The 19,564-nt window shown below is 71.4% G+C and carries 19 protein-coding genes; 13 read left to right on the top strand and 6 right to left on the bottom strand.

Going from position 1 to position 19,564, the window contains the following annotated elements:
• Window positions 1-172: 172 nt before the first annotated feature.
• Window positions 173-1,810 (bottom strand): acyl-CoA dehydrogenase family protein, encoded by a 1,638-nt coding sequence (locus OHT52_RS03650; RefSeq protein WP_328718663.1) that lies wholly within the window; start codon window positions 1,808-1,810, stop codon window positions 173-175.
• Between the two features lie 17 nt (window positions 1,811-1,827).
• On the opposite strand from OHT52_RS03650, the gene OHT52_RS03645 reads away from it, so the two are divergent.
• The 3 genes from OHT52_RS03645 (at window position 1,828) to OHT52_RS03635 (ending at window position 5,603) form a co-directional block, all read left to right on the top strand.
• Window positions 1,828-3,075 (top strand): YihY/virulence factor BrkB family protein, encoded by a 1,248-nt coding sequence (locus OHT52_RS03645; protein WP_328718662.1) that lies wholly within the window; start codon window positions 1,828-1,830, stop codon window positions 3,073-3,075.
• A gap of 171 nt (window positions 3,076-3,246) precedes the next feature.
• Entirely contained in the window at window positions 3,247-4,161 is a 915-nt protein-coding gene (locus tag OHT52_RS03640; RefSeq protein ID WP_328718661.1) for a LysR substrate-binding domain-containing protein, read from the top strand.
• Between the two features lie 218 nt (window positions 4,162-4,379).
• Entirely contained in the window at window positions 4,380-5,603 is a 1,224-nt protein-coding gene (locus OHT52_RS03635) for an acetyl-CoA C-acetyltransferase (protein ID WP_328718660.1), read from the top strand.
• A gap of 192 nt (window positions 5,604-5,795) precedes the next feature.
• Here OHT52_RS03635 and OHT52_RS03630 read toward each other — a convergent pair whose 3' ends face one another.
• Window positions 5,796-6,434, bottom strand: a complete 639-nt coding sequence (locus OHT52_RS03630) for a chaplin (protein WP_328718659.1) — start codon at window positions 6,432-6,434, stop codon at window positions 5,796-5,798.
• A 634-nt stretch (window positions 6,435-7,068) separates the two neighbouring features.
• Here OHT52_RS03630 and OHT52_RS03625 point away from each other — a divergent pair.
• From OHT52_RS03625 to OHT52_RS03600, 5 genes are all read left to right on the top strand, one after another.
• Window positions 7,069-7,470: a rodlin gene (locus OHT52_RS03625; RefSeq protein WP_328718658.1), complete on the top strand. Its 402-nt coding sequence runs from the start codon at window positions 7,069-7,071 to the stop codon at window positions 7,468-7,470.
• Window positions 7,471-7,770: 300 nt separating this feature from the next.
• Entirely contained in the window at window positions 7,771-8,004 is a 234-nt protein-coding gene (locus tag OHT52_RS03620) for a chaplin (RefSeq protein ID WP_328718657.1), read from the top strand.
• 273 nt (window positions 8,005-8,277) lie between these two features.
• On the top strand, window positions 8,278-8,583 hold the full coding sequence (locus OHT52_RS03615) for a hypothetical protein (protein ID WP_328718656.1): 306 nt from the start codon (window positions 8,278-8,280) through the stop codon (window positions 8,581-8,583).
• A 203-nt stretch (window positions 8,584-8,786) separates the two neighbouring features.
• Complete coding sequence (locus OHT52_RS03610) at window positions 8,787-9,197, top strand: rodlin (protein ID WP_328718654.1); 411 nt, start codon at window positions 8,787-8,789, stop codon at window positions 9,195-9,197.
• A gap of 564 nt (window positions 9,198-9,761) precedes the next feature.
• Window positions 9,762-10,169 (top strand): rodlin, encoded by a 408-nt coding sequence (locus OHT52_RS03600; RefSeq protein WP_323180461.1) that lies wholly within the window; start codon window positions 9,762-9,764, stop codon window positions 10,167-10,169.
• Between the two features lie 136 nt (window positions 10,170-10,305).
• On the opposite strand, the gene OHT52_RS03595 is transcribed toward OHT52_RS03600, so the two are convergent.
• Window positions 10,306-10,806: a DUF5949 family protein gene (locus tag OHT52_RS03595; protein WP_328718652.1), complete on the bottom strand. Its 501-nt coding sequence runs from the start codon at window positions 10,804-10,806 to the stop codon at window positions 10,306-10,308.
• A gap of 382 nt (window positions 10,807-11,188) precedes the next feature.
• On the opposite strand from OHT52_RS03595, the gene rsgA reads away from it, so the two are divergent.
• On the top strand, window positions 11,189-12,352 hold the full coding sequence (gene rsgA / locus OHT52_RS03590; protein WP_328718651.1) for a ribosome small subunit-dependent GTPase A: 1,164 nt from the start codon (window positions 11,189-11,191) through the stop codon (window positions 12,350-12,352).
• 80 nt (window positions 12,353-12,432) lie between these two features.
• Complete coding sequence (locus tag OHT52_RS03585) at window positions 12,433-12,741, top strand: hypothetical protein (protein WP_328718650.1); 309 nt, start codon at window positions 12,433-12,435, stop codon at window positions 12,739-12,741.
• 36 nt (window positions 12,742-12,777) lie between these two features.
• Here the strand turns inward: OHT52_RS03585 and OHT52_RS03580 are convergent, their stop codons facing one another.
• Window positions 12,778-13,260, bottom strand: coding sequence for a DUF456 domain-containing protein (locus tag OHT52_RS03580; protein ID WP_328718649.1), 483 nt, complete (start codon window positions 13,258-13,260; stop codon window positions 12,778-12,780).
• 193 nt (window positions 13,261-13,453) lie between these two features.
• A complete protein-coding gene (locus tag OHT52_RS03575; RefSeq protein ID WP_328718648.1) occupies window positions 13,454-14,446 on the bottom strand; it encodes a helix-turn-helix domain-containing protein in 993 nt (330 codons plus the stop codon).
• Between the two features lie 317 nt (window positions 14,447-14,763).
• Between OHT52_RS03575 and OHT52_RS03570 the strand changes: the two genes are divergently transcribed.
• Together OHT52_RS03570 and OHT52_RS03565 are read left to right on the top strand one after the other, a co-directional pair.
• A complete protein-coding gene (locus tag OHT52_RS03570; RefSeq protein WP_328718647.1) occupies window positions 14,764-16,476 on the top strand; it encodes a protein phosphatase 2C domain-containing protein in 1,713 nt (570 codons plus the stop codon).
• Between the two features lie 129 nt (window positions 16,477-16,605).
• Complete coding sequence (locus OHT52_RS03565; protein WP_328718646.1) at window positions 16,606-18,348, top strand: pyruvate dehydrogenase; 1,743 nt, start codon at window positions 16,606-16,608, stop codon at window positions 18,346-18,348.
• A 100-nt stretch (window positions 18,349-18,448) separates the two neighbouring features.
• On the opposite strand, the gene OHT52_RS03560 is transcribed toward OHT52_RS03565, so the two are convergent.
• Window positions 18,449-18,910: a ribonuclease domain-containing protein gene (locus OHT52_RS03560; protein ID WP_328718645.1), complete on the bottom strand. Its 462-nt coding sequence runs from the start codon at window positions 18,908-18,910 to the stop codon at window positions 18,449-18,451.
• 280 nt (window positions 18,911-19,190) lie between these two features.
• Here OHT52_RS03560 and OHT52_RS03555 point away from each other — a divergent pair, with 280 nt between their 5' ends.
• Window positions 19,191-19,556, top strand: coding sequence for an ATP-binding protein (locus tag OHT52_RS03555; protein WP_328723602.1), 366 nt, complete (start codon window positions 19,191-19,193; stop codon window positions 19,554-19,556).
• Window positions 19,557-19,564: the final 8 nt, after the last annotated feature.

The following is a 19,564-nucleotide window of genomic DNA, read 5'->3' as shown; positions in this document are numbered from 1 at the left end:
TTGCAACTCTGGCCAAGCCTCGGGCGAAGGGTGAGAATGTGTCCACACCGTTCGGTGCGGCTTCACGCCGGCGCCGCCCGGTGCAGCACCGGCGTGGAGGGTGGTGCCGTGTCGGCGCAGCACCACCCTCCTTCGCTGTGCCCGGCCCGCCGGCCGCCCGGCACCACACCCGTCAGAGACCGGTCGGCCGTGCCCGGGCGACGACGGACGCCAGGTCGAGGGTGTGCGGCAGCGTTCCGAACGCCGATCCCCAGTCGCCGCCCAGCCGCGAGGCGCAGAACGCGTCGGCGACCTCCGGCGGCGCCCAGCGCACCAGCAGCGACCCCTGGAGCACCAGTGCCATCCGCTCGACGATCCGCCGGGCCCGCGCCTCCACGCCGTCCAGATCGGCCAGTTCGGTCAGCAGGTCCTTGATCGCCCCGTCCAGCCGGTGATCGGCTCCCCGCGCCTTTCCGACCTCCCGCAGCAGCGCGTCCAGCGCCCTCGGTTCCCGCTGGAGGGCGCGCAGCACGTCGAGAGCCTGCACATTGCCGGAGCCCTCCCAGATGGAGTTGAGCGGCGCCTCCCGCAGCAGCCGGGGCATGCCGGACTCCTCGACGTACCCGTTGCCGCCCAGGCACTCCAGCGCCTCGCCCACCACCGCGGTGCACCGCTTGGTCACCCAGTACTTCGCGGCCGGCACGGCGAGCCGCAGGAAAGCCCGTTCCTCCTCGGTGTCGGCGTCGTACGCCGCGGCCAGCCGCATCCCCAGCACCGTCGCCGCCTCCGACTCCAGCGCGAGGTCGGCCAGCACGTTGCGCATCAGCGGCTTCTCGATCAGCAGCCCGCCGAAAGCGCTCCGACGGGTGCTGTGGTGGATCGCCTGCGCCACCGCCTGCCGCATCAGCGCGGCGGAACCGACGACGCAGTCCAGGCGGGTGGCCGCGACCATCTCGATGATGGTGCGCACCCCCCGGCCCTCCTCGCCGACCCGGCGGGCCCACGTCCCGTCGAACTCGACCTCGCTCGACGCGTTGGACCTGTTGCCCAGCTTGTCCTTGAGCCGCTGGATCGCGAACACGTTCCGGGTGCCGTCCGGCAGTACCCGCGGCACCAGGAAACAGGTCAGACCGCCCGGCGCCTGAGCCAGCACCAGGAAGCCGTCCGACATCGGCGCGGAGCAGAACCACTTGTGCCCGGTGAGCAGGTACTCGCCGTCGGCGGCCAGCGGCTCGGCCCCGGTCGTGTTGGAGCGGACGTCCGTACCCCCCTGCTTCTCGGTCATCCCCATGCCGAACAGGACCCCGGACTTCTCCGCGGCGGGCCGCAGCCCCTCCTCGTACACGTGCGAGGTCAGCAGCGGCTCCCACACGGCGGCGAGCGCCGGGTCGGTACGGAGCGCGGGCACCGCCGCGTGCGTCATCGACAGCGGGCAGCCGTGCCCCGCCTCGGCCTGCGTCCAGACCAGGAAGCCCGCCGCCCGCCGCACGTGGCCGCCCTCCCTGCCCCAGGCGTCGGTGAGGCCGGCGGACACGGCGTGGCCCAGCAGCCGGTGCCAGGCCGGGTGAAATTCGACCTCGTCGATCCGGTGTCCGTATCGGTCGTGAGTGCGTAGTTTCGGTGGATTCTCGTTCGCCTGCGCCCCCCACTCCTGAGCCTGGGCCGATCCGGCCGCCTGTCCGAGAGTGCTCAGCTCCTGCCGTGCCTGGAGCAGGATTCCGGGCGCGAGATGTCGTTCCACCGCTTCGGACAGGGCGCGGTCCGCGCCGAAGACGTCGTAGCCGACCAGCGGCGGTACCTGATTGGTCACTGTGTGGGTGGTGGCTGCCATGCCGATACGGTAAGGACGTGCAGGCAGCAAATGAAACACCCGAGCGGAGATCGAGCCGGCTCCACCGCGCCCGAGTTCTCTACCGCAACGTCTCCAAGCGGCAGATGGCGTGGCATCTGCTCAAGGACACCGTCAACTCGTGCATGGAGTACCGGATCCTCGGGCTCGCGGCCGAGGCGGCGTTCTTCACCCTGCTGTCCTTGCCGCCCCTGTTGCTCGGCCTGATCGGCCTCCTCGGGTACGTCGACGACTGGACCTCGACCACCACGGTCGCCTCCATCGAGCGGAACATCCTCGACGCCGCGCAGACCGTCCTGTCCGAGCGCGGTGTCAACGACTTCGCCAAGCCGCTCCTGGACGACATCACCAACGGGGCCCGCCCCGACGTCATCTCCATCGGCTTCGCCATCGCCCTGTGGTCGGGCTCCCGCGCGGTGAACGTCTTCGTCGAGACCATCACCGTCATGTACGGACTCGACGGCCAGCGCGGCATCGTCAAGACCCGCCTGCTCGCCTTCCTCCTGTACGTCGTCGCCCTGCTGCTGGGGGCGGTGGTGCTGCCGCTGCTGGTGGCCGGCCCGGACCGGGTGGTCGACCTGGTCCCCTGGGGCACCGAGGTCCTGGCCGTCCTGTACTGGCCCCTGGTCATCCTGCTGACCATCGCCTTCCTGACGACCCTCTACCACGTGTCCGTCCCCGTGCGGTCGCCGTGGATGGAGGACGTCCCAGGGGCCCTGGTGGCCCTGGGGATGTGGGTGATCGGCAGCTTCGTCCTGCGCTTCTACCTGACCAGCACCGTCGAGGGCCCGACGATCTACGGCTCCCTGGCGGCCCCCATCGCCGTGCTCCTGTGGATCGGCGTCTCCGCCTTCGCGGTGCTCGTCGGCGCCGCGGTGAACGCGGCCATCGACCGGGTGTGGCCGTCCCTGGCCACGGCCGAGGCCCGCGAGGCCAACGACCTCGCCCGCGCCGCCCAGGCCGCCGAATTCGTGGCCCGGACCCGGCCCTCGGCCTGGGCGGTGTACGACGACGACGAGGACGGCCTCGACGAGGGCGGCGACATGCCCTCCGAGTACCCGGAACGATGGTCCCGCTTCCTGCCCCCGGAGGACCTGAGGTCCCGGCTGCACGCGGCCTGGGACAAGGAGTCGCGGGACGCCAGGGAGAGTAAGGCGCACCGGGACGACAAGGAGCCCCGGGAGCCGAAGGATTCCGCCGAGGGCACGGTCGGCGGCTCCACCTGGCGGCCCGGGGCGCCGAAGTAGTCCGGGGGCCATCCGCCCGACCGCAGGCGTTCCGCAGGATCCGTCACGGCCGCGGCGACCTCTACCGCGCGTGCCGCCCGCCACGGCCACGGCGTTACCCTCGGGTCCGGACCGTGGTCCGGGCCGTCCCGTACCCGACCGCCGGCCGGTCCGCTCCGGACGGGGGAATCCATGGAACTGCGCCATCTGAGGGGCTTCGTCGCAGTGGCCGAGGAGCTGCACTTCGGCCGCGCCGCCCGACGGCTCCGGATGGCCCAGCCGCCTCTCAGCCGGCAGATCCGCGGTCTTGAGAAGGAACTCGGCGTCCAGCTCTTCGAGCGCAGTACCCGTTCCGTACGGCTGACCGGTGCGGGGGAGTCCTTCCTCGAACCGGTGCGCCGGGTCCTGGCCGGACTGGACACCGCCGTCGGTGTCGCCCGGGCGGCCGGGCGGGGCGAGTACGGCAGAGTCACCATCGGCTTCGCGGGGGCTTCCTCCCACGAGACCCTGCCGAAGCTCACCCGGGCCGTCCGCGCCGCCCACCCCGGCCTCGAACTGGTCATGACCGGTCAGACCTACGCGAACGTGGCCCTGGCCCGGGTCGCCGACGGCTCGCTCGACCTCGGGTTCGTACGGCTGCCGGTGAGCAGGCCGGGCGTCGCCCACCGGGTGATCGGCGAGGAGGAACTCATCTGCGCGCTCCCCTGCGACCACCCGCTCGCGGGCCTGCCCGCCGTGCCGCTCGGCGCGCTCGCCGACGAGCCCTTCGTCTCCTTCCCGGCCGACGCGGGCTCCACCGTCCGGGACGCGATGGAACAGGCCTGCGCGGCCCACGGGTTCGCCCCGCACGTGGTGCAGGAGGCCCCCGACTCGTACACGATCATGGCGCTGGTCGCGGCCGGGGTGGGCGTGACCCTGACCGTCAGTTCCTGCGGGCACATCCAGCAGAACGGGCTCGTCCACCGCCCCCTCGCGGGCCCGCCCGTACGCCGCCACACCGCACTCGCCTGGCGGGAGGACAACCCCTCGGCCGCCCTGCGGGCGGTGCTCGCCGTGGCCGCGCAGGCGCTGCCCACACCGCCCGTACGACCGGCCACGACCGATTAGTACGCCGATCGTCCTCAATCAGGGCCCATTCGGTATTGGACCGACTCGGCCGCCGGGTGCGAGGGTCGTGGGGAACGGAACGCCGGGACCGCCGCCCGAGGGACGCCGCGCGCCCGCCGGTACCCGCGCACCGCGAGGCCCCGGGCACGTACCGCCGCCATACCCGCGTACGCCGCCCCGGCCGTGATTCCGTACCCGCAGAGAGAGGCCCCACCGTGATGGACCCGCTCGACGTCGTCGTCTGCGAACCGCTGCGCACCCCGATCGGCCGTTTCGGCGGCTCCTTCGCGCGGTCGACCCCCGCCGCGCTCGCCGCGCGCGTCATCTCCGAACTGGTCGCGCGCACCGGCATCGACCCGGAGCGGATCGACGAAGTCGTCCTCGGCCACTCCTACCCGAGCGCCGAGGCGCCCGCCGTCGGCCGGGTCGCCGCGCTCGACGCGGGGCTGCCCGCCACCGTCACGGGCACACAGATCGACCGGCGCTGCGGCTCGGGTCTCCAGGCCGTCCTGGACGCGGCGATGCAGATCCGCGCCGGCTTCAGCGAGGTCGTGATCGCGGGCGGAGTCGACGTCATGAGCGCCGCCCCCTACTACACCCACGACGGCCGCTGGGGCATCAAGGGCCCCGGCCTCCAGCTCCACGACTCCCTCGCACGCGGCCGGGCCACCGCCGGCGGCCTCCACCACCCCGTCCCCGGCGGCATGATCGAGACGGCCGAGAACCTGCGCAGGACGTACGGAATCAGCCGAGAGGACCAGGACGCGCTCGCTCTGCGCTCCCAGCACCGCGCCGCCCGCGCCGCAGCCGAGGGCCGCTACGGCGCGGAAATCGTCCCCGTCACGGTCCGGACCCGCGAGGGTGAGCGGACCGTCACGGCCGACGAGCACCCCCGCCCCGACACCACCGCCGAACAACTGGCCTCCCTGCGCCCGGTGCTGGGGAAGGCCGACCCCGGCGCGACGGTCACCGCCGGCAACGCCAGCGGCCAGAACGACGCGGCCGCCGCCTGCCTCGTCACCAGCGCCGCCACTGCCGAACGCCTGGGCCTGACACCGCTGGTGAGGCTGGTCTCCTTCGCGCGTGCCGGTGTTCCCGCCGCCACCATGGGCATCGGTCCGGTTCCCGCCACCCGGACGGCGCTGGAGCGCGCCGGACTCACCCTCGCCGACCTCGACCTCATCGAGATCAACGAGGCGTTCGCCGCCCAGGTCCTCGCCTGCACCCACGAGTTGGGCCTCGGCGAGAAGGACCACGAGCAACGGATCAACGTCAACGGCTCGGGCATCTCCCTCGGTCACCCCGTCGGCGCCACCGGCGCCCGCATCCTGGCCACCCTCAGCCGGGAGATGCACCGCACCGGCGCCCGCTACGGCCTGGAGACCATGTGCGTCGGCGGCGGGCAGGGCCTCGCCGCGATCTTCGAGCGGGTCGCCGTCTGACGGGGCGCACCGTCAGACGGCGATACCGGAAGGGGTGTCACCACCCCGAGCGGGCACGGCCACTGGTGGGAAGCCGCGGGTGAGGCGCGGGCGTCGACGCACCACGCTCTCCCGGGACTGGGCTCCCGGAACAGCGGAAGGCCCGGCCGGGAAGCGCTCGCTCCCGGGCCGGGCCGCACGGTCCGACGTACCTCAGTTGCGCGCGTCCCGGGCGCGGCGCATCAGCAGCACCCCGCCGAGCAGCATCGCGGCGCTCGTACCCGCGGCCAGACCGGTCTCGGCCGCACCGGTCTCGGCCAGCTCCGGCGGAGCCGGCGCCACGGGGGTGTCGACCGGCGGTTCGTCGACGGGCGGCTCGTCGATGGGCGGGACGTCGACCGGGGGCTGGACCGGGGGCTGGACCGGCGGCTCGACCGGGGGTTCCACCGGCGGCTGGACCGGCGGCTCGACCGGGGGCTCGACCGGGGGTTCCACCGGCGGCTGGACCGGGGGTTCCACCGGCGGCTGGACCGGGGGCTCGACCGGGGGTTCCACCGGCGGCTCGACCGGCGGCTGGACCGGGGGCTGGACCGGCGGGACGTCGGGCGTGCTCGTGTTGGCGCAGGTGTTGCCGAACGCCGGGTTGAGCAGCGCGATGACGTTCACCGTGTTGCCGCAGAGATTGACCGGGACGTGGACGGGGACCTGGGCCACGTTTCCGGAGCCCACCCCCGGGGAGCCGACTGCCGCGCCGGACGCGTCGGCATCGGCGAACGCCTGCCCACCGGCGACGGAGAGGAGCCCCGAGGCGGCGGCGATGAGCAACGTGCTTTTCTTCAGAACCTGTCGCATTTCCTGCTCTTCCTTGGAAATTTTCCGTATGACCGGACCCGCTCGAGGAATGACTGGGCGGTTGTCACTGTGCGACCGGGGCCGGAGACCTTGGCGGACAGACGTCCCACGTGCGCGCTGGATAACAGCCCTAACGAAGCGGGCCCGTGATGGAAACTCGGAAAGTTCCGGAAAGATCTCAATCACTCGTACGGATTACTCGTGAATGCGCGAAATGACGCGCTGTCCGAAAGATGGTTGCCTCAACTACCCTTTGGTCTCCGCCTGTTCGGCGAAGAGTCCGCCTCCTGTGCCCCTGGTGGGAATGGGCCCTCTGGAGCGTAGTTTTGTGCGCTGAATGTGGTCGCAATTGGTGTGATTTGTCCGCCGCGAATGGAATGCGGGAGGGTTCGGGACGGTTCACGGTCTGCGGCCCGGCGGGCGTCCGAGAGGGGTTGCGGGAGGCTCCGGTGGGCCCGCAGAAGTCTCGTACGTGCGGTCGGACGCCCACTCGGACGGGCAAGAATTTCCGCGTTTCGCCAGGTGGGCGAAGGGGCTGCCGGGCAATCGGGTGAACGCGGAGAACCAAACGGCGGGCAGCGAGTTGATCAGGCCGTTCCCCTCCACGGGGCAACGAGTACGAGAAGGGTTAATCGTGATCAAGAAGGTTCTGGCGACGGGTGCCGTCGCCGCATCCATCCTCGGTCTCGGGGCCACGCAGGCCATGGCCATCGGCAACGACGGCGGCACCACTTCGGTCAACGGCAACGGAGCCACTCAGTCGTACGGCAACGCCGAGACGAACGGCGACTGGAGCCCGCAGTTCGGCCTGGTCCAGGGATCGCTCAACAAGCCCTGCGTGGGTCTGCCGCTCAAGGCCAACCTCGGTTCGCTCATCGGGGCCATCCCGATCTCGGTCCAGGACGTCAACGTGCTGTCCTCCCCGCAGAACCAGCAGTGCACGGAGAACTCGACCCAGGCGAAGGGCGACGAGGCGCTGTCGCACATCCTGGACGACATCCCGATCCTCTCCGGCAACGGCATCGGCAACAACTGATCGACGCACGTCGGAGGGCCCGGGCCGACGGCCTTCCTCCCCGTGCGGCCCGGGCCCGTCCGCTGCCGTTCTTCGGCAGTGCGCGGCGGCCCGCCCGTGCCGCGTGCCTGTCGCGACACTGGTGGCCGTCGGATCATCACACCATGCGGGTGGATTTCCGGAAAATCTCCTTGAGGGAGTTTCGATTCCGCCCACTCCTCGTTATGAAGGAAAGCGTCGGAGTTGCGAGCGATCTTCGGAACGCTCGTGCGGCACGAAATACGTGACCGCCTCGGGCTCCGCCGCGAGAAAGGGATGAAAATGAAGTACACCAAGGTTGCCGCTGTCGCCGCCGGAACTCTGATGGCGCTGGGTGCCGCTGCCCCCGCCATGGCCGACGCCGGTGCCGAGGGCGTCGCCGCCGGTTCCCCGGGCGTCATCTCCGGGAACGTCATCCAGGTCCCGGTCCACATTCCGATCAACCTCTGCGGCAACACGATCAACGTGATCGGCCTGCTGAACCCGGCCTTCGGCAACACCTGCGTCAACGCCTGAAAAAGGCCCGGGTGAGCCGAGCTCATCCATGGTCGGCCCCGGATCGCCTCGGTGACCCGGGGCCTTCGCTTTTACCCAGAACGCTCCGCCGGCCCCGGGCAGCGGTTTGTTCGGGGGCCGGGAAGTCCGGAAAATTTCCCCCCGCACGCAGTTTCCGGGGCCGTCCCGGACTCGTTGTCCTGGTGCGAGCGGCAGGAGTCACAGCCACGGAAGGCTTGTGTGCGGTCGCCCTGAAGGGCCGACACGGCTGCCGCTCCGGAAGGGAAGCTGAAAGTGAAGTACGCGAAGACTGCCGCGTTCCTTGCCGGTTCGGTGGTCGCCCTCGGAACGGCCGCCCCCGCGTTCGCCGTCGCGGAAGCCGCAGCGGAAACCTCCACGGCCCCCGTCTTCAGTCTCGACACCGGCCTGAACCAGGTCATGGACAACACTCCGCAGGTTGTCGACGCGCTCGGCGGCACGGTGGAAGGGGCGACGGAGACCATGAAGAAGGACGGCACCGTCGGCAGGCTCGCCGGTGAGGCGAAGAGCGCCGCCAAGGGCGCGACGCCGCTCCTCGGCGGGCTTTCGCTCGGCGGCTGACGAACGATCGCTCAGCCCGTCCACGGCTTTCCGCAGGGCCCGCCCGCGGAAAGCGCCGATGCGTCGGACCGGTCCGCGCCGAGCGCCGACTTCCGCGGCCGAAACACCATTTGAGTGAACCGCCGCAACCAATCCCGCACCCGAGAGTTGATCAGGTCGCTCCGGACAGGCGGGCTCGTAGACATTTCAAGAAGGGCATTTCCATGTTCAAGAAGATTATGGCCTCCGCTGCCGTCGCGGCCTCCGTCGTCGGCGTCTCCGCCGCCTTCGCGCCCTCCGCGATGGCCATCGGCAACGACGGCGGCACCACGTCCGTCAACGGCAACGGCGCCGTGCAGTCCTACGGCAACTCCGCCACCCACGGCGACTGGAGCCCGCAGTTCGCGCTCATCCAGGGCTCGCTGAACAAGCCCTGCATCGCCCTGCCGGCCAAGGCCAACCTCGGTTCGCTCATCGGACTGGTTCCGATCACGGTCCAGGACATCAACGTGCTGTCCTCGCCGCAGAACCAGCAGTGCACGGAGAACTCCACCCAGGCGAAGGGCGACGAGGCGCTGTCGCACATCCTGGACGGCATCCCGATCCTCTCGGGCAACGGCACCGGCAACAGCTGACACCCGCGGGTGCGGCCGTGACGCCGCGAGGACGCGCGTCCCGCACCCACGGCTGTCCCGTTCACCGGCGCTGGATTACGCGCGGGGCCTGTTCCGTCGTACGACCGATCCTTCGGCCGTGGGACGGGACAGGCCCTTCGTCGTGTCCGGGCCCCCGCGACGATGTCGCGCCGATACCGCTGTCGGTACGGCTGTTGGGCCGGATGCCGCAGCGTGGGCTCCCGCGACGGCCGGGTGCGGGTAGGGGTCCTCCATGGACCAGTACGACAGTCAGAATCCGCCGCACGGGCAGCGGCCCGCGGAGAGCGACACCCCCATCTTCGACCGGCTGTTGGCCGAGTGGCAGGCGGCGAAACGTCTTCCCGGACCGACGGACCCCGTCGCCGCGGTCGCGGGCTACCGGGTACCGGCGGCTCGAAATCATCATAAAACGCCTGGAAGGTAAGCCATTGGCGTCTATTTCACGCCAGATCAAACCCATTTGAGTGGTACTGCGCAACCGAATCTTCCGCAGAGGGTTGATCAATACGTTCCACAACGGAACGCTCCGAAAGGTGAAGCGTGATGAAGAAGATGATGACCGGCGCGGCAATGGCCGTGTCCCTGATCGGTCTGTCCGTCGCCGCGGCCCCGATGGCCCTGGCGATCGGCAACGACGGCGGCACCACGACGGTCAACGGGAACGGTGCCGAGTCGGAGGTCGGCAACAGCGAGACCAACGGTGCCTTCAGCCCCCAGAACCAGCTCATCCAGGGCACGCTGAACGACCTGTGCCTCGGTGTTCCGGTCAAGGCCAACGTGGGCTCGCTGATCGGGCTCATCCCGATCACGGTCCAGGACGTCAACGTCCTGGCCAACCCGCAGAACCAGCAGTGCGCGGACAACTCCACGCAGGCGAAGGGCGACGAGCCGCTGTCGCACGTCCTGGACGACATCCCGGTCCTCTCGGGCAACGGCGCCGGCAACAACTGACCCGCGCGCGGGCGGGCGGTCGGCGGGAATCTCCCCGCCGCCGCCCGCACCCGCGGGTGAGGCACCGCTCATGATGATGTCCACCACCCCACGGGGATGGTGGACATCGTCGTTTTCGTGGGGAGGCGGGGCCGGGTCAGCCGAGCGCGCGCACCGGCATCATGCAGTGGGCCGAGGTGGCGACGATGTCGGGGTTCGCGGCGAACGCCCGCAGCTGGTCCTCGGACACCGGCCGGCCGGGCACCGCCTCGGGCCACGGACGGGTCGCGAACATGCCGTACACCTGGCCCCGGTCCCTGGCGGCGGCCAGCCACTCGGCGGGCGCCGGGTACTGCGCCGTGAAATGAGGAAGCGTCAGGACCGCCTGCCCGGACTGGACGAGGAGTTTGACCTGGACGCCGGACTTCTCCGCCGTGTCGACGACTCCGCCGCCGACCTGGAGGCCGGCGCGGTCGAGTGCCGTCCGCATGGCGGCCTGGCCCGCCACCGGGCCGTCCTGCCCGTCCCCGAGGGAGTAGGTCAGGAGGAAGGCGACATCGGGCCCGCCCTCGGGATGCCGGCCGCTCCAGCCGATCACGATCTGGGAGCCCAACTGGGCAGGGGAGTAGGGGTGGATGGACGTCTGGGGTGAGGTCATGCTCGGCACCCTAACCGTGGCGGACCGGGTGTTGTGCACGCTTATCACCTGAAAGAGGGAGATCTGCTGGTAATGCCGACGTGTGACCACAGAAGCCCGCAGAGCCGCGGCCGGCCGTGTACGGGGGCTCCCGGAAAATCCGTTGGCGGCCACCGGGGCGGCTGGCTAGGGTGGACACCGTTCCCCTGCGACAGCGCACGGGACGGAGAGCCGGCGGACGACCACCGCCGAGGAACCAGGAGGTGAGGACATTGATGACTGTCATGGCGACGGGCGCTGCCCGCAATCGGACGAGCACTGTTCTCCCCCCTGTGGCCACCGGCTGACCTTCACTTCGCTGAGCGCGACGCGCTGCCGGGGCCACCCTGTGAAGGGTTTCCCCTTGTCTTTCCCCTCTCTCACCGCTCTCTCCGGCCTCCCGTCCCCGTCGCATCCCCTCACGCCCTACGGCTGGGACGACGACTGGGCCGCCGCCTTCGCCCCGTACGCCGCGCAGGGTCTCCTGCCCGGTCGCGTGGTGCGGGTGGACCGGGGCCAGTGCGACGTGATCACTCCCTCCGGCACTCTGCGGGCGGACACCGCGTTCGTCGTGCCCCGTGACCCGATGCGGATCGTCTGCACCGGCGACTGGGTGGCCGTCGATCCCGACGGTGACCCGCTGTTCGTCCGTACGCTGCTGCCGCGGCGTACGGCCTTCGTACGGTCGACCTCCTCGCAGCGTTCCGAGGGACAGGTGCTCGCCACCAACATCGACCACATCGTCATCTGCGTCTCCCTCGCGGTCGAACTCGACCTCGGGCGGCTCGAACGCTTCCTCGCGCTCGCCCACTCCAGTTCCGGCGGCGACGCCCTGCTGGGCGGTGCGGCCGATGGCGGCGGACAGCCCGAGACGGTGGTCGTCCTCACCAAGGCGGACCTGGTGCCGGACGCGGCGACACTCGCACACCTCACCGAGGACGTCGCCGCCGTCGCCCCCGGCGCGCAGGTCCTCACCGTCAGCGCGCACGCCGGCGAGGGCCTCGACGTCTTCACCGCCCTCGTCTCCAGCGGTACGAGCGTCCTCATCGGCATCTCCGGCGCGGGCAAGTCGACGCTGGCCAACACCCTGCTCGGCGAGGACGTGATGGAGGTGACGGCCACGCGTGACGTCGACGGGAAGGGCCGTCACACCACCACGACCCGGAATCTGCTGATCCTGCCGAACGGTGGCGTGCTCATCGACACCCCCGGGCTGCGCGGGGTCGGACTCTGGGACGCGGAGGCGGGCGTCGGCCAGGTCTTCTCGGAGATCGAGGAGCTGGCCGGAGACTGCCGCTTCCACGACTGCGCCCACGCTTCCGAACCCGGTTGCGCGGTGGCCGCCGCCATCGAGGACGGGTCTCTCTCCGTCCGGCGGCTCGACAGCTACCGCAAGCTCCTGCGCGAGAACCAGCGGATCGTCGCCAAGACCGACGCCCGCGTCCGTACCGAGATGCTGCGCGAGTGGAAGCGCAGAGGAGCGGAAGGCCGGTCCGCCATGGAAGCCAAGCGGGGGCGGAGCAGGTAAGGGCTGTCCCTCGGGGATCACCCCTCACGTCCGCCGGGCCGGTGCCCCGGTCCGGCGGACGTGATGAGCTAATGAGTGGCATGACCTACTTCATGTACGACATCACGGGCACTCCGGTCGAGGAGCCCGACGCCGACGCCGTGAAGGCGGCGGTGGCCTCCCTCGGCGAGACGGACCGCGAGAACCCGGACATCTCGCTCACCCACGACTCCGGCTGGTCGCTGACCGCCTACGCGGGAGGGCTGCTGCTCTGGGAGAACGTGGAGGACGACACGCTCGTCCCCGGCGTGATCGAGCAGGCCACCACCGAGGACGTGCTCCGGCTGTTCGGCAGGCTCGCCGCCGGAGACACCGACACCGTCGAGGCGGAGGGCTGGCGCCGCGAGTGAACCGGTGCGCGCGGGCGCGGGCGGTCCGGGGCCGGTTCAGCCCAGGACGACCGCGCCCAGCCACGCCCCGGCCACCAGCAGACACGCGTACAGCTCCACCAGCAGCGCGTAACCCGTCGCCCGCAGCACCGACCTGACCGAGGCCCAACCGGCGTTCCGGGACCCCAGCCGCAACCGCTCGACGCCGTAGACACCGCCGACGTAACCGAGGGCCCCGCCCACCACCGGCAGCACGAAGAACCCCCCGATGGCGGACAGCCCGCCGATGAGCAGGGTCCGGCGCGGCGTCCCCGACTCCCTCGGACGGCGGGGCGGCAGCAACGGCTTCAGCGCCTGGTTCAGCAGCAGGACGGCCGTCGACCCGATCAGCACGACCCAAGCGAGCGGCGACACGTCGGTCAGGGCCCACCACAGCACGGCGGCCCAGACGATCGCCTGGCCCGGTACACCGGGGACCAGGACTCCGACCAGCCCGAGCAGCATCACCAGGCCCACGGCGACGAGCTGCCACACACTCATTCGCCCAGACTGCCAAAGGCCCCGCGTTCCCGCGCGTCAGCACGGGTCCCACGGGGCGTGCCCGGTCCCGGCACGACGGCCGCGGCCTGGTCCCGGCCCGAGCGGTGGCCGGGACCAGGCCGGCGGGATCAGGGCCGGGGGTGGGACGAGAACCGGGGTGGGATCAGGGGTGGGATCAAGGACCGGGCCGGGATCAGGGCCGGGGGTGGGCGCGGGCCACCCAGCCGCGCTCGTACGCGTGCCAGCCGAGCTGGAGCCTGGTCGACACGCCCGTCAGCTCCATGAGCCCCTTCACCCGGCGCTGAACCGTCCGCAGCCCCAGCTCCAGCTGTTTGGCGACACTCGCGTCCGTCAGACCCGCGAGCAGCAGCGACAGGATCTCCAGATCGGTGGAGTCGGGGCCGTTCTCGCCCTCCTTCAGACATCCCTGCTCGCCCAGCCGGAGCGGCATCGCCTCGCGCCAGACGGCCTCGAACAGGCCCATCAGCGACTCCAGCAGTCCGCTCGCGTGCACGACCAGAGCCGCGGGCTCGGCGTTTCGTCCGGTCAACGGCACCATGGCCAGAGCCCGGTCCGCGATCACCAGTTTCGTCGGTACCCGCTCCACCACCCGGCACTGTTCGTCCCGCCCCAGCGCGGTCGAGACCTCCACGATGCCCTGCGGCAGCGACAGCATCTCGCGCTCGATGACCACGCGGAACGACACCCCGCGCGCCGCCGCCCGTTCCTCGGACTCGTTGTCCATGCCGCTGACCGCTATCGGTTTCCCGGTCACGAGCGCGCAGACCTCGAAGACCGCGCCCAGCTGCAACTGGTGGAAGCGCTGGGCCACCGCGCTCGCCCCGGTCACCACCTCCACCAGATCGTGCACGGTCGGTTCGCTCGCCTCGGCGCGGTACTCGGCCGCCAGCAGAGCGGACGCCAGCTCCGCCTGATCCAGTTCGTGCCGCTGCTGGATCAGCAGAGCGCCCAGCGCGACCCCCGGCGGCGCCGCCACCCACCGGTCGGAGCGGGCCGACGACTGTGCGGCGAGCCCTTGTTGTTCCAGCCGGCGCAAGGCCCGCTCGGTCTCCGCCTCCGGCAGGCCCAGACGGTGGGCGAGATGCGGGAGTTCGGCCGCCCCCAGGGCGACCAGCGCACGGTAGGCGGCTTCCTGTCGTTCGTCGAGACCTATGGCACTCAGCATTCTCCTCGGACCCTCCCCGGGCGTAGCGAATCACGCACCACCTGCACCGGCCGACCCGCCGTGGCGGGAAACGGCCACGGCGCAAACCCGCCGCGCCCATCATCCCCGTACCGGAGGCCCCCCTGCCAAGGTGGCCCCACCCGGGGGCGGTTCCGCGTGCGCCGCGCACGTGTCCGGTACAGCCGCTCCGGGCCGCCGGGACCGGCGCGCCGGGCGCCCTTCCCGTGGGGGGTGGGGCAGCCCGGCGGGCCCACCCAGCGCCACCCTTTTTCGCGGCGACCCGGTTTGGTCCGCCGTTCCCGGTGGACAATGAGGGCATGAGTCAGCAGGGGGAGAACCCCACCGCCCACGAGGACGAGTGGTGGCGCAAGCTCTACGACGGCGCCGCGCCGGACACCGGACCCGCCACCGCGCGGGACAGTCTGGACGACCGCTTCGACTCCGCCGCGGACGCGGTGAGTCCGCCGACGCCGCCGGACCCGCTCGACGGCCCGTCGGGTGCGGGAACGTACGGCGACGACCCGTCCGTCCCGAACGCCGACACGGGTCCGTACGCGCCGTACGCCGACGCGGACCTCGACGGGGAGACGGATCCCCGGACCGGCTTCCGGACCGCCGTGCCCCTGGCCGGGACCGACGACGACGAGGCGCTCCTCGCGGACCAGGAACACGAGGACACCGTGATCACCGACGCCTGGCCGGGCACGGTGTCACCCGCGCCGCAACACCGCCCGGAACCCCGCCCGTCCGAGCCCGGCCCGTCCGAGCCACCTCCGCCGGTGCTCGGACCGCCGCAGCGCCCGCCCGCCCCGCGCACCGCGCCGACGCCCGGAGCCGTCCGGTTCGCGGCACCGTGGGAGACGCCCGCCGGGCCGCCGGAACCCCGCACCTTCGCCGTACCCGTGCCCGTACCTCCTCCACCGGAGCCCGCCCCGGAGGAGAGCCGGACCGACACGGCCGGTGGCCGGCACGCCAAGGGCCCCGCCCGGCAGGAGGCGGACGCGCCGCTCCCGGTCACCGGACGCCGGCCGGTCGCTCCCGGACACCTCGGGGAGCACGCGCCCGCCTTCGAGGCCGAGCCCGCCACCCTGCCGGCCGCCACCCCGCTCAACCTCGACGGACTCGTCCCCGACACCGTCCTCGACGGTGCCCGGTACGGCACGTACACGCTCCGCACCGTCTCCGTGCGCGGCGACGCGGCCCGCTTCCGCGGCGAACCCCGGGGCGACGCGCTGCTCACCGCCCGGTTCGGCAGCGGCGAGGGCGGCCTCGTCCTCGTCGCCGTCGCCCGGGGCACCCGGGGCGCGGAGGGGGCGCACCTCGCGGCGGCGGACGCCTGCCGCTGGATCGGCGGGGCGGTGGGCCGCAGCCACGCACGGCTCTCCGAGGACGTCCGGGCCGGACGCCGGGGCGACCTGAAGTCAGGGCTCCACCGGCTCACCGACCGTACGTACGGCAAGCTCCGGTCCCGCGCCGCCGAACTGGGGCTGGATCCGCGCGACCACTCCGTCGAACTGCGCTGCCTGCTGCTGTCCGCCGATCCCCGGTGCCGCACCCGGGTCTTCTTCGGCGTCGGCGGCGGAGGCCTCTTCCGGCTCCGCGACGGCGTCTGGCAGGACCTCGAACCCGCACTCCCGGAGGGCGGGGCGGCCACCGGTGCGGCGGTCGTCGGCTTCGGCTCGCCGCCGCGCGAGCCGATCGCCACGGGCACGCCCGGCCCCGCCGAGGACCGGCTGACGCTGGACCTCCAGATCGTGACGCCCCCGGGGCCGTACATCGAGGGTCCGGTGCCCCCGCCGTCCGAGCCCTTCAGGTTCCGGGCCTCCGTGGCCCGTTCGGGCGACACGCTGCTGCTCTGTTCCCCCGGGCTCGCCGATCCGATGCGCGCAGAGCCGGCGCTCGCCGGGGAACTCGCCGCGCGCTGGACTCCCGAAGGCGCGCCCGGCCTCGCCGAGTTCCTGGCGGATCTCCAGATCCGTGTCGAGGGACACGCCGACGACCGCACGGCCGCCGCGGTCTGGGAGGCGTAACCCCGCCCGCCGTGGGTTGATGGACTGCGGAGACCGTCCGGCTGCGATTCCCGGGAGCCCGGGAGTTTCGGGTTCCGTAGTCCGGACAGCCGAGCGTGCACGGAGCACGGGCAGAGAGGGCACATTCCCATGGCCAAGCAGAACGTGTCGGAACAGTTCGTCGACATTCTCGTACGGGCGGGAGTGAAGCGGATGTACGGCGTCGTCGGCGACAGCCTGAACCCGGTCGTCGACGCCATCCGGCGCCACAAGGGCATCGAGTGGATCCAGGTCCGGCACGAGGAGACCGCGGCTTTCGCGGCAGGCGCCGAAGCGCAGATCACCGGTGACCTCGCGGCCTGCGCCGGCTCCTGCGGCCCCGGCAACCTCCACCTGATCAACGGGCTGTACGACGCACACCGCTCCATGGCGCCGGTGCTCGCCCTCGCCTCGCACATTCCCTCCGGCGAGATCGGACTCGGCTTCTTCCAGGAGACCCATCCGGAGCTGCTCTTCCAGGAGTGCAGCCACTACAACGAGATGATCTCCAACCCGCAGCAGATGCCGCGCCTCCTCCAGACGGCCATCCAGCACGCCATCGGCCGGGGAGGCGTCAGCGTCGTCTCCATGCCCGGTGACATCGCCTCCCAGCCGGCGCCCGAGAAGTCGGTCGAGCACGCCCTGATCACCTCGCGGCCCACGGTCCGCCCGGGTGACGAGGAGATCGACAAGCTCTGCCGGATGGTCGACGAGGCCAAGCGGGTCACGCTGTTCTGCGGCAGCGGCACGGCGGGCGCGCACGCCGAGGTGATGGAGTTCGCCGAGAAGGTGAAGTCGCCGGTCGGCCACGCGCTCCGCGGCAAGGAATGGATTCAGTACGACAATCCGTACGACGTCGGGATGAGCGGACTGCTCGGCTACGGCGCCGCGTACGAGGCGACCAACGAGTGCGATCTGCTGATCCTGCTCGGCACCGACTTCCCGTACAACGCCTTCCTGCCGACCGACGTGAAGATCGTCCAGGTCGACGTCCGTCCGGAACGGCTGGGACGGCGTTCCAAACTCGATCTCGCCGTCTGGGGCGACGTGCGCGAGACACTGCGCTGCCTCACGCCGAGGGTCAAGCCGAAGAGCGACCGCAAGTTCCTCGACCGGATGCTGAAGAAGCACGCCGACGCGCTGGAGGGCGTGGTCAAGGCGTACACCCGCAAGGTCGAGAAGCACGTGCCGATCCACCCGGAGTACGTGGCCTCGGTCCTGGACGAGATCGCCGACGAGGACGCGGTGTTCACGGTCGACACCGGCATGTGCAACGTCTGGGCGGCACGCTATCTGACGCCCAACGGCAAGCGGCGGGTGATCGGTTCGTTCAGTCACGGCTCGATGGCCAACGCCCTGCCCCAGGCGATCGGCGCACAGTTCACCGACCGCAACCGCCAGGTCGTCTCGATGTCCGGCGACGGCGGATTCTCCATGCTGATGGGCGACTTCCTCACCCTCGTCCAGTACGACCTGCCGGTCAAGGTCGTCCTGTTCAACAACTCTGCCCTCGGCATGGTGGAGTTGGAGATGCTGGTCGCCGGACTGCCCTCGTTCGGCACGACCAACAAGAACCCGGACTTCGCCGCGGTGGCGCGTGCGGCCGGTGCCTACGGCGTCCGGGTGGAGAAGCCGAAGCAGCTGGAGAGCGCCTTGCGGGACGCCTTCAAGCACAAGGGGCCGGCGCTGGTGGACATCGTCACCGACCCGAACGCCCTGTCCATCCCGCCGAAGATCAGTGCCGACATGGTGACCGGCTTCGCACTCTCCGCCGGGAAGATCGTGCTGGACGGAGGGGTGGGCCGGATGCTCCAGATGGCCCGCTCCAACCTGCGCAACGTCCCACGGCCCTGACCCGCCGGACACCACGGGGGACGCGGACCCGGTCGGGCCCGCGCCGCCGGTGGGGGGCGGCGGCGCGGGCGGAACCGGATCTCCTGGTGGGAGTGACCCGTCAGCAGCCGTGGTCGACGAGGTCGAAGGTCACGTAGTGGTCGGCGGTGTAGTAGTCCTGCACCGCCGAACCGGTGACGATCCGGCGGGCGCCCCTGGTCGAGGAGCCCGGCGTGACCACCGTGTACTCGTGGTAGTAACCGGAGGCCTTGGCGGGCAGGACGCCCTCGCGGTTCTGGAACACCACGCCGTCCTGCGAGTAGGGGAAGGGGCCTCCGGCGTCGATGAGGTCGAGCGTGTCGTGCGCCTGGGACGGGAGGGCGGAGTAGCAGATGCTGCCGACCGAGGCGGCGGAGAGCGGGGTGTAGCGGGAGGAGGCGGCGTACGCCGGGGAGGAGGCGTACGCCGCGGGGTGGGTGGGGGAGAGGTCCGTGACGGCGGCCGACGCCGGGGCGCCGACGAGGAGCGCGGACAGGAGGGCGGCGGTGCCGCTGAGCGTGATGACCCGTGGGGGGATTCGCATGAGCCCTATGATGACGCGCGTAGATCCCTCCGCGTCAACGGCAACTCACGGAAGTTTTCTGGAAGTTAACCCGGGGCGGTGCCGGTCGGCGCCGTCGTGCGCGACGAAGCGTGATCGGGCGGTGACGGGGCATGCATCCCGTGAGGACGTTCGAGGGATCGAGGCAGAAGGAGGCCGATTCGGCGTGCGGGCGGGGGACATGATGGAACGTCACGACAGGGCCGGTCACCGCGGAGGCGGTGGGCCGTCCCCTGGTGGGGGAGAGGGGCAGGGCGAGTGTCTGTACCGCCGCCTCGGACACACGGACAGCTCCGCGGTCGGACAGGTCCGGCGTGATCTCCGGGACTTCCTCCGGCCCCGGATCGGCACCGGGTCCGTGGAGACCGCGGAACTGCTGTTGAGCGAACTGCTGACCAACGCGCTGATCCACACCCGCAACGGCGCGGCCGTCACGGCCACGGTCGAGGGGGCGAAGGTCAGGGTGGAGGTGCGCGACTTCGCGTCCGGCATGCCCCGGTCGTACGTACCGAACGCCGACGACGGTACGCACGGCCGGGGTCTGATCCTGGTGCGGAGTCTCGCGGACGCCTGGGGGGTGGAGGCGCAGGCGCTGGGCAAGGTGGTCTGGTTCGAGGTGGCCGAGTGAGGCCGCCG

Source organism: Streptomyces sp. NBC_00247, from assembly GCF_036188265.1.
Lineage (GTDB): Bacteria > Actinomycetota > Actinomycetes > Streptomycetales > Streptomycetaceae > Streptomyces.
Note: the sequence above shows the minus strand (reverse complement) of the source record. Positions and strands in the feature narration are given on the sequence as shown.

Bases quoted from the DNA above. Each gene is read 5' to 3' on its own strand.
- OHT52_RS03600 (WP_323180461.1), top strand. From the start codon at position 9,762: ATGAAGAAGATGATGACCGGCGCGGCAATGGCCGTGTCCCTGATCGGT.
- OHT52_RS03595 (WP_328718652.1), bottom strand. From the start codon at position 10,806: ATGACCTCACCCCAGACGTCCATCCACCCCTACTCCCCTGCCCAGTTG.
- OHT52_RS03585 (WP_328718650.1), top strand. From the start codon at position 12,433: ATGACCTACTTCATGTACGACATCACGGGCACTCCGGTCGAGGAGCCC.
- OHT52_RS03620 (WP_328718657.1), top strand. From the start codon at position 7,771: ATGAAGTACACCAAGGTTGCCGCTGTCGCCGCCGGAACTCTGATGGCG.
- OHT52_RS03570 (WP_328718647.1), top strand. From the start codon at position 14,764: ATGAGTCAGCAGGGGGAGAACCCCACCGCCCACGAGGACGAGTGGTGG.
- OHT52_RS03580 (WP_328718649.1), bottom strand. From the start codon at position 13,260: ATGAGTGTGTGGCAGCTCGTCGCCGTGGGCCTGGTGATGCTGCTCGGG.
- OHT52_RS03630 (WP_328718659.1), bottom strand. From the start codon at position 6,434: ATGCGACAGGTTCTGAAGAAAAGCACGTTGCTCATCGCCGCCGCCTCG.
- OHT52_RS03565 (WP_328718646.1), top strand. From the start codon at position 16,606: ATGGCCAAGCAGAACGTGTCGGAACAGTTCGTCGACATTCTCGTACGG.
- OHT52_RS03575 (WP_328718648.1), bottom strand. From the start codon at position 14,446: ATGCTGAGTGCCATAGGTCTCGACGAACGACAGGAAGCCGCCTACCGT.
- OHT52_RS03650 (WP_328718663.1), bottom strand. From the start codon at position 1,810: ATGGCAGCCACCACCCACACAGTGACCAATCAGGTACCGCCGCTGGTC.
- OHT52_RS03635 (WP_328718660.1), top strand. From the start codon at position 4,380: ATGGACCCGCTCGACGTCGTCGTCTGCGAACCGCTGCGCACCCCGATC.
- OHT52_RS03640 (WP_328718661.1), top strand. From the start codon at position 3,247: ATGGAACTGCGCCATCTGAGGGGCTTCGTCGCAGTGGCCGAGGAGCTG.
- OHT52_RS03610 (WP_328718654.1), top strand. From the start codon at position 8,787: ATGTTCAAGAAGATTATGGCCTCCGCTGCCGTCGCGGCCTCCGTCGTC.
- OHT52_RS03560 (WP_328718645.1), bottom strand. From the start codon at position 18,910: ATGCGAATCCCCCCACGGGTCATCACGCTCAGCGGCACCGCCGCCCTC.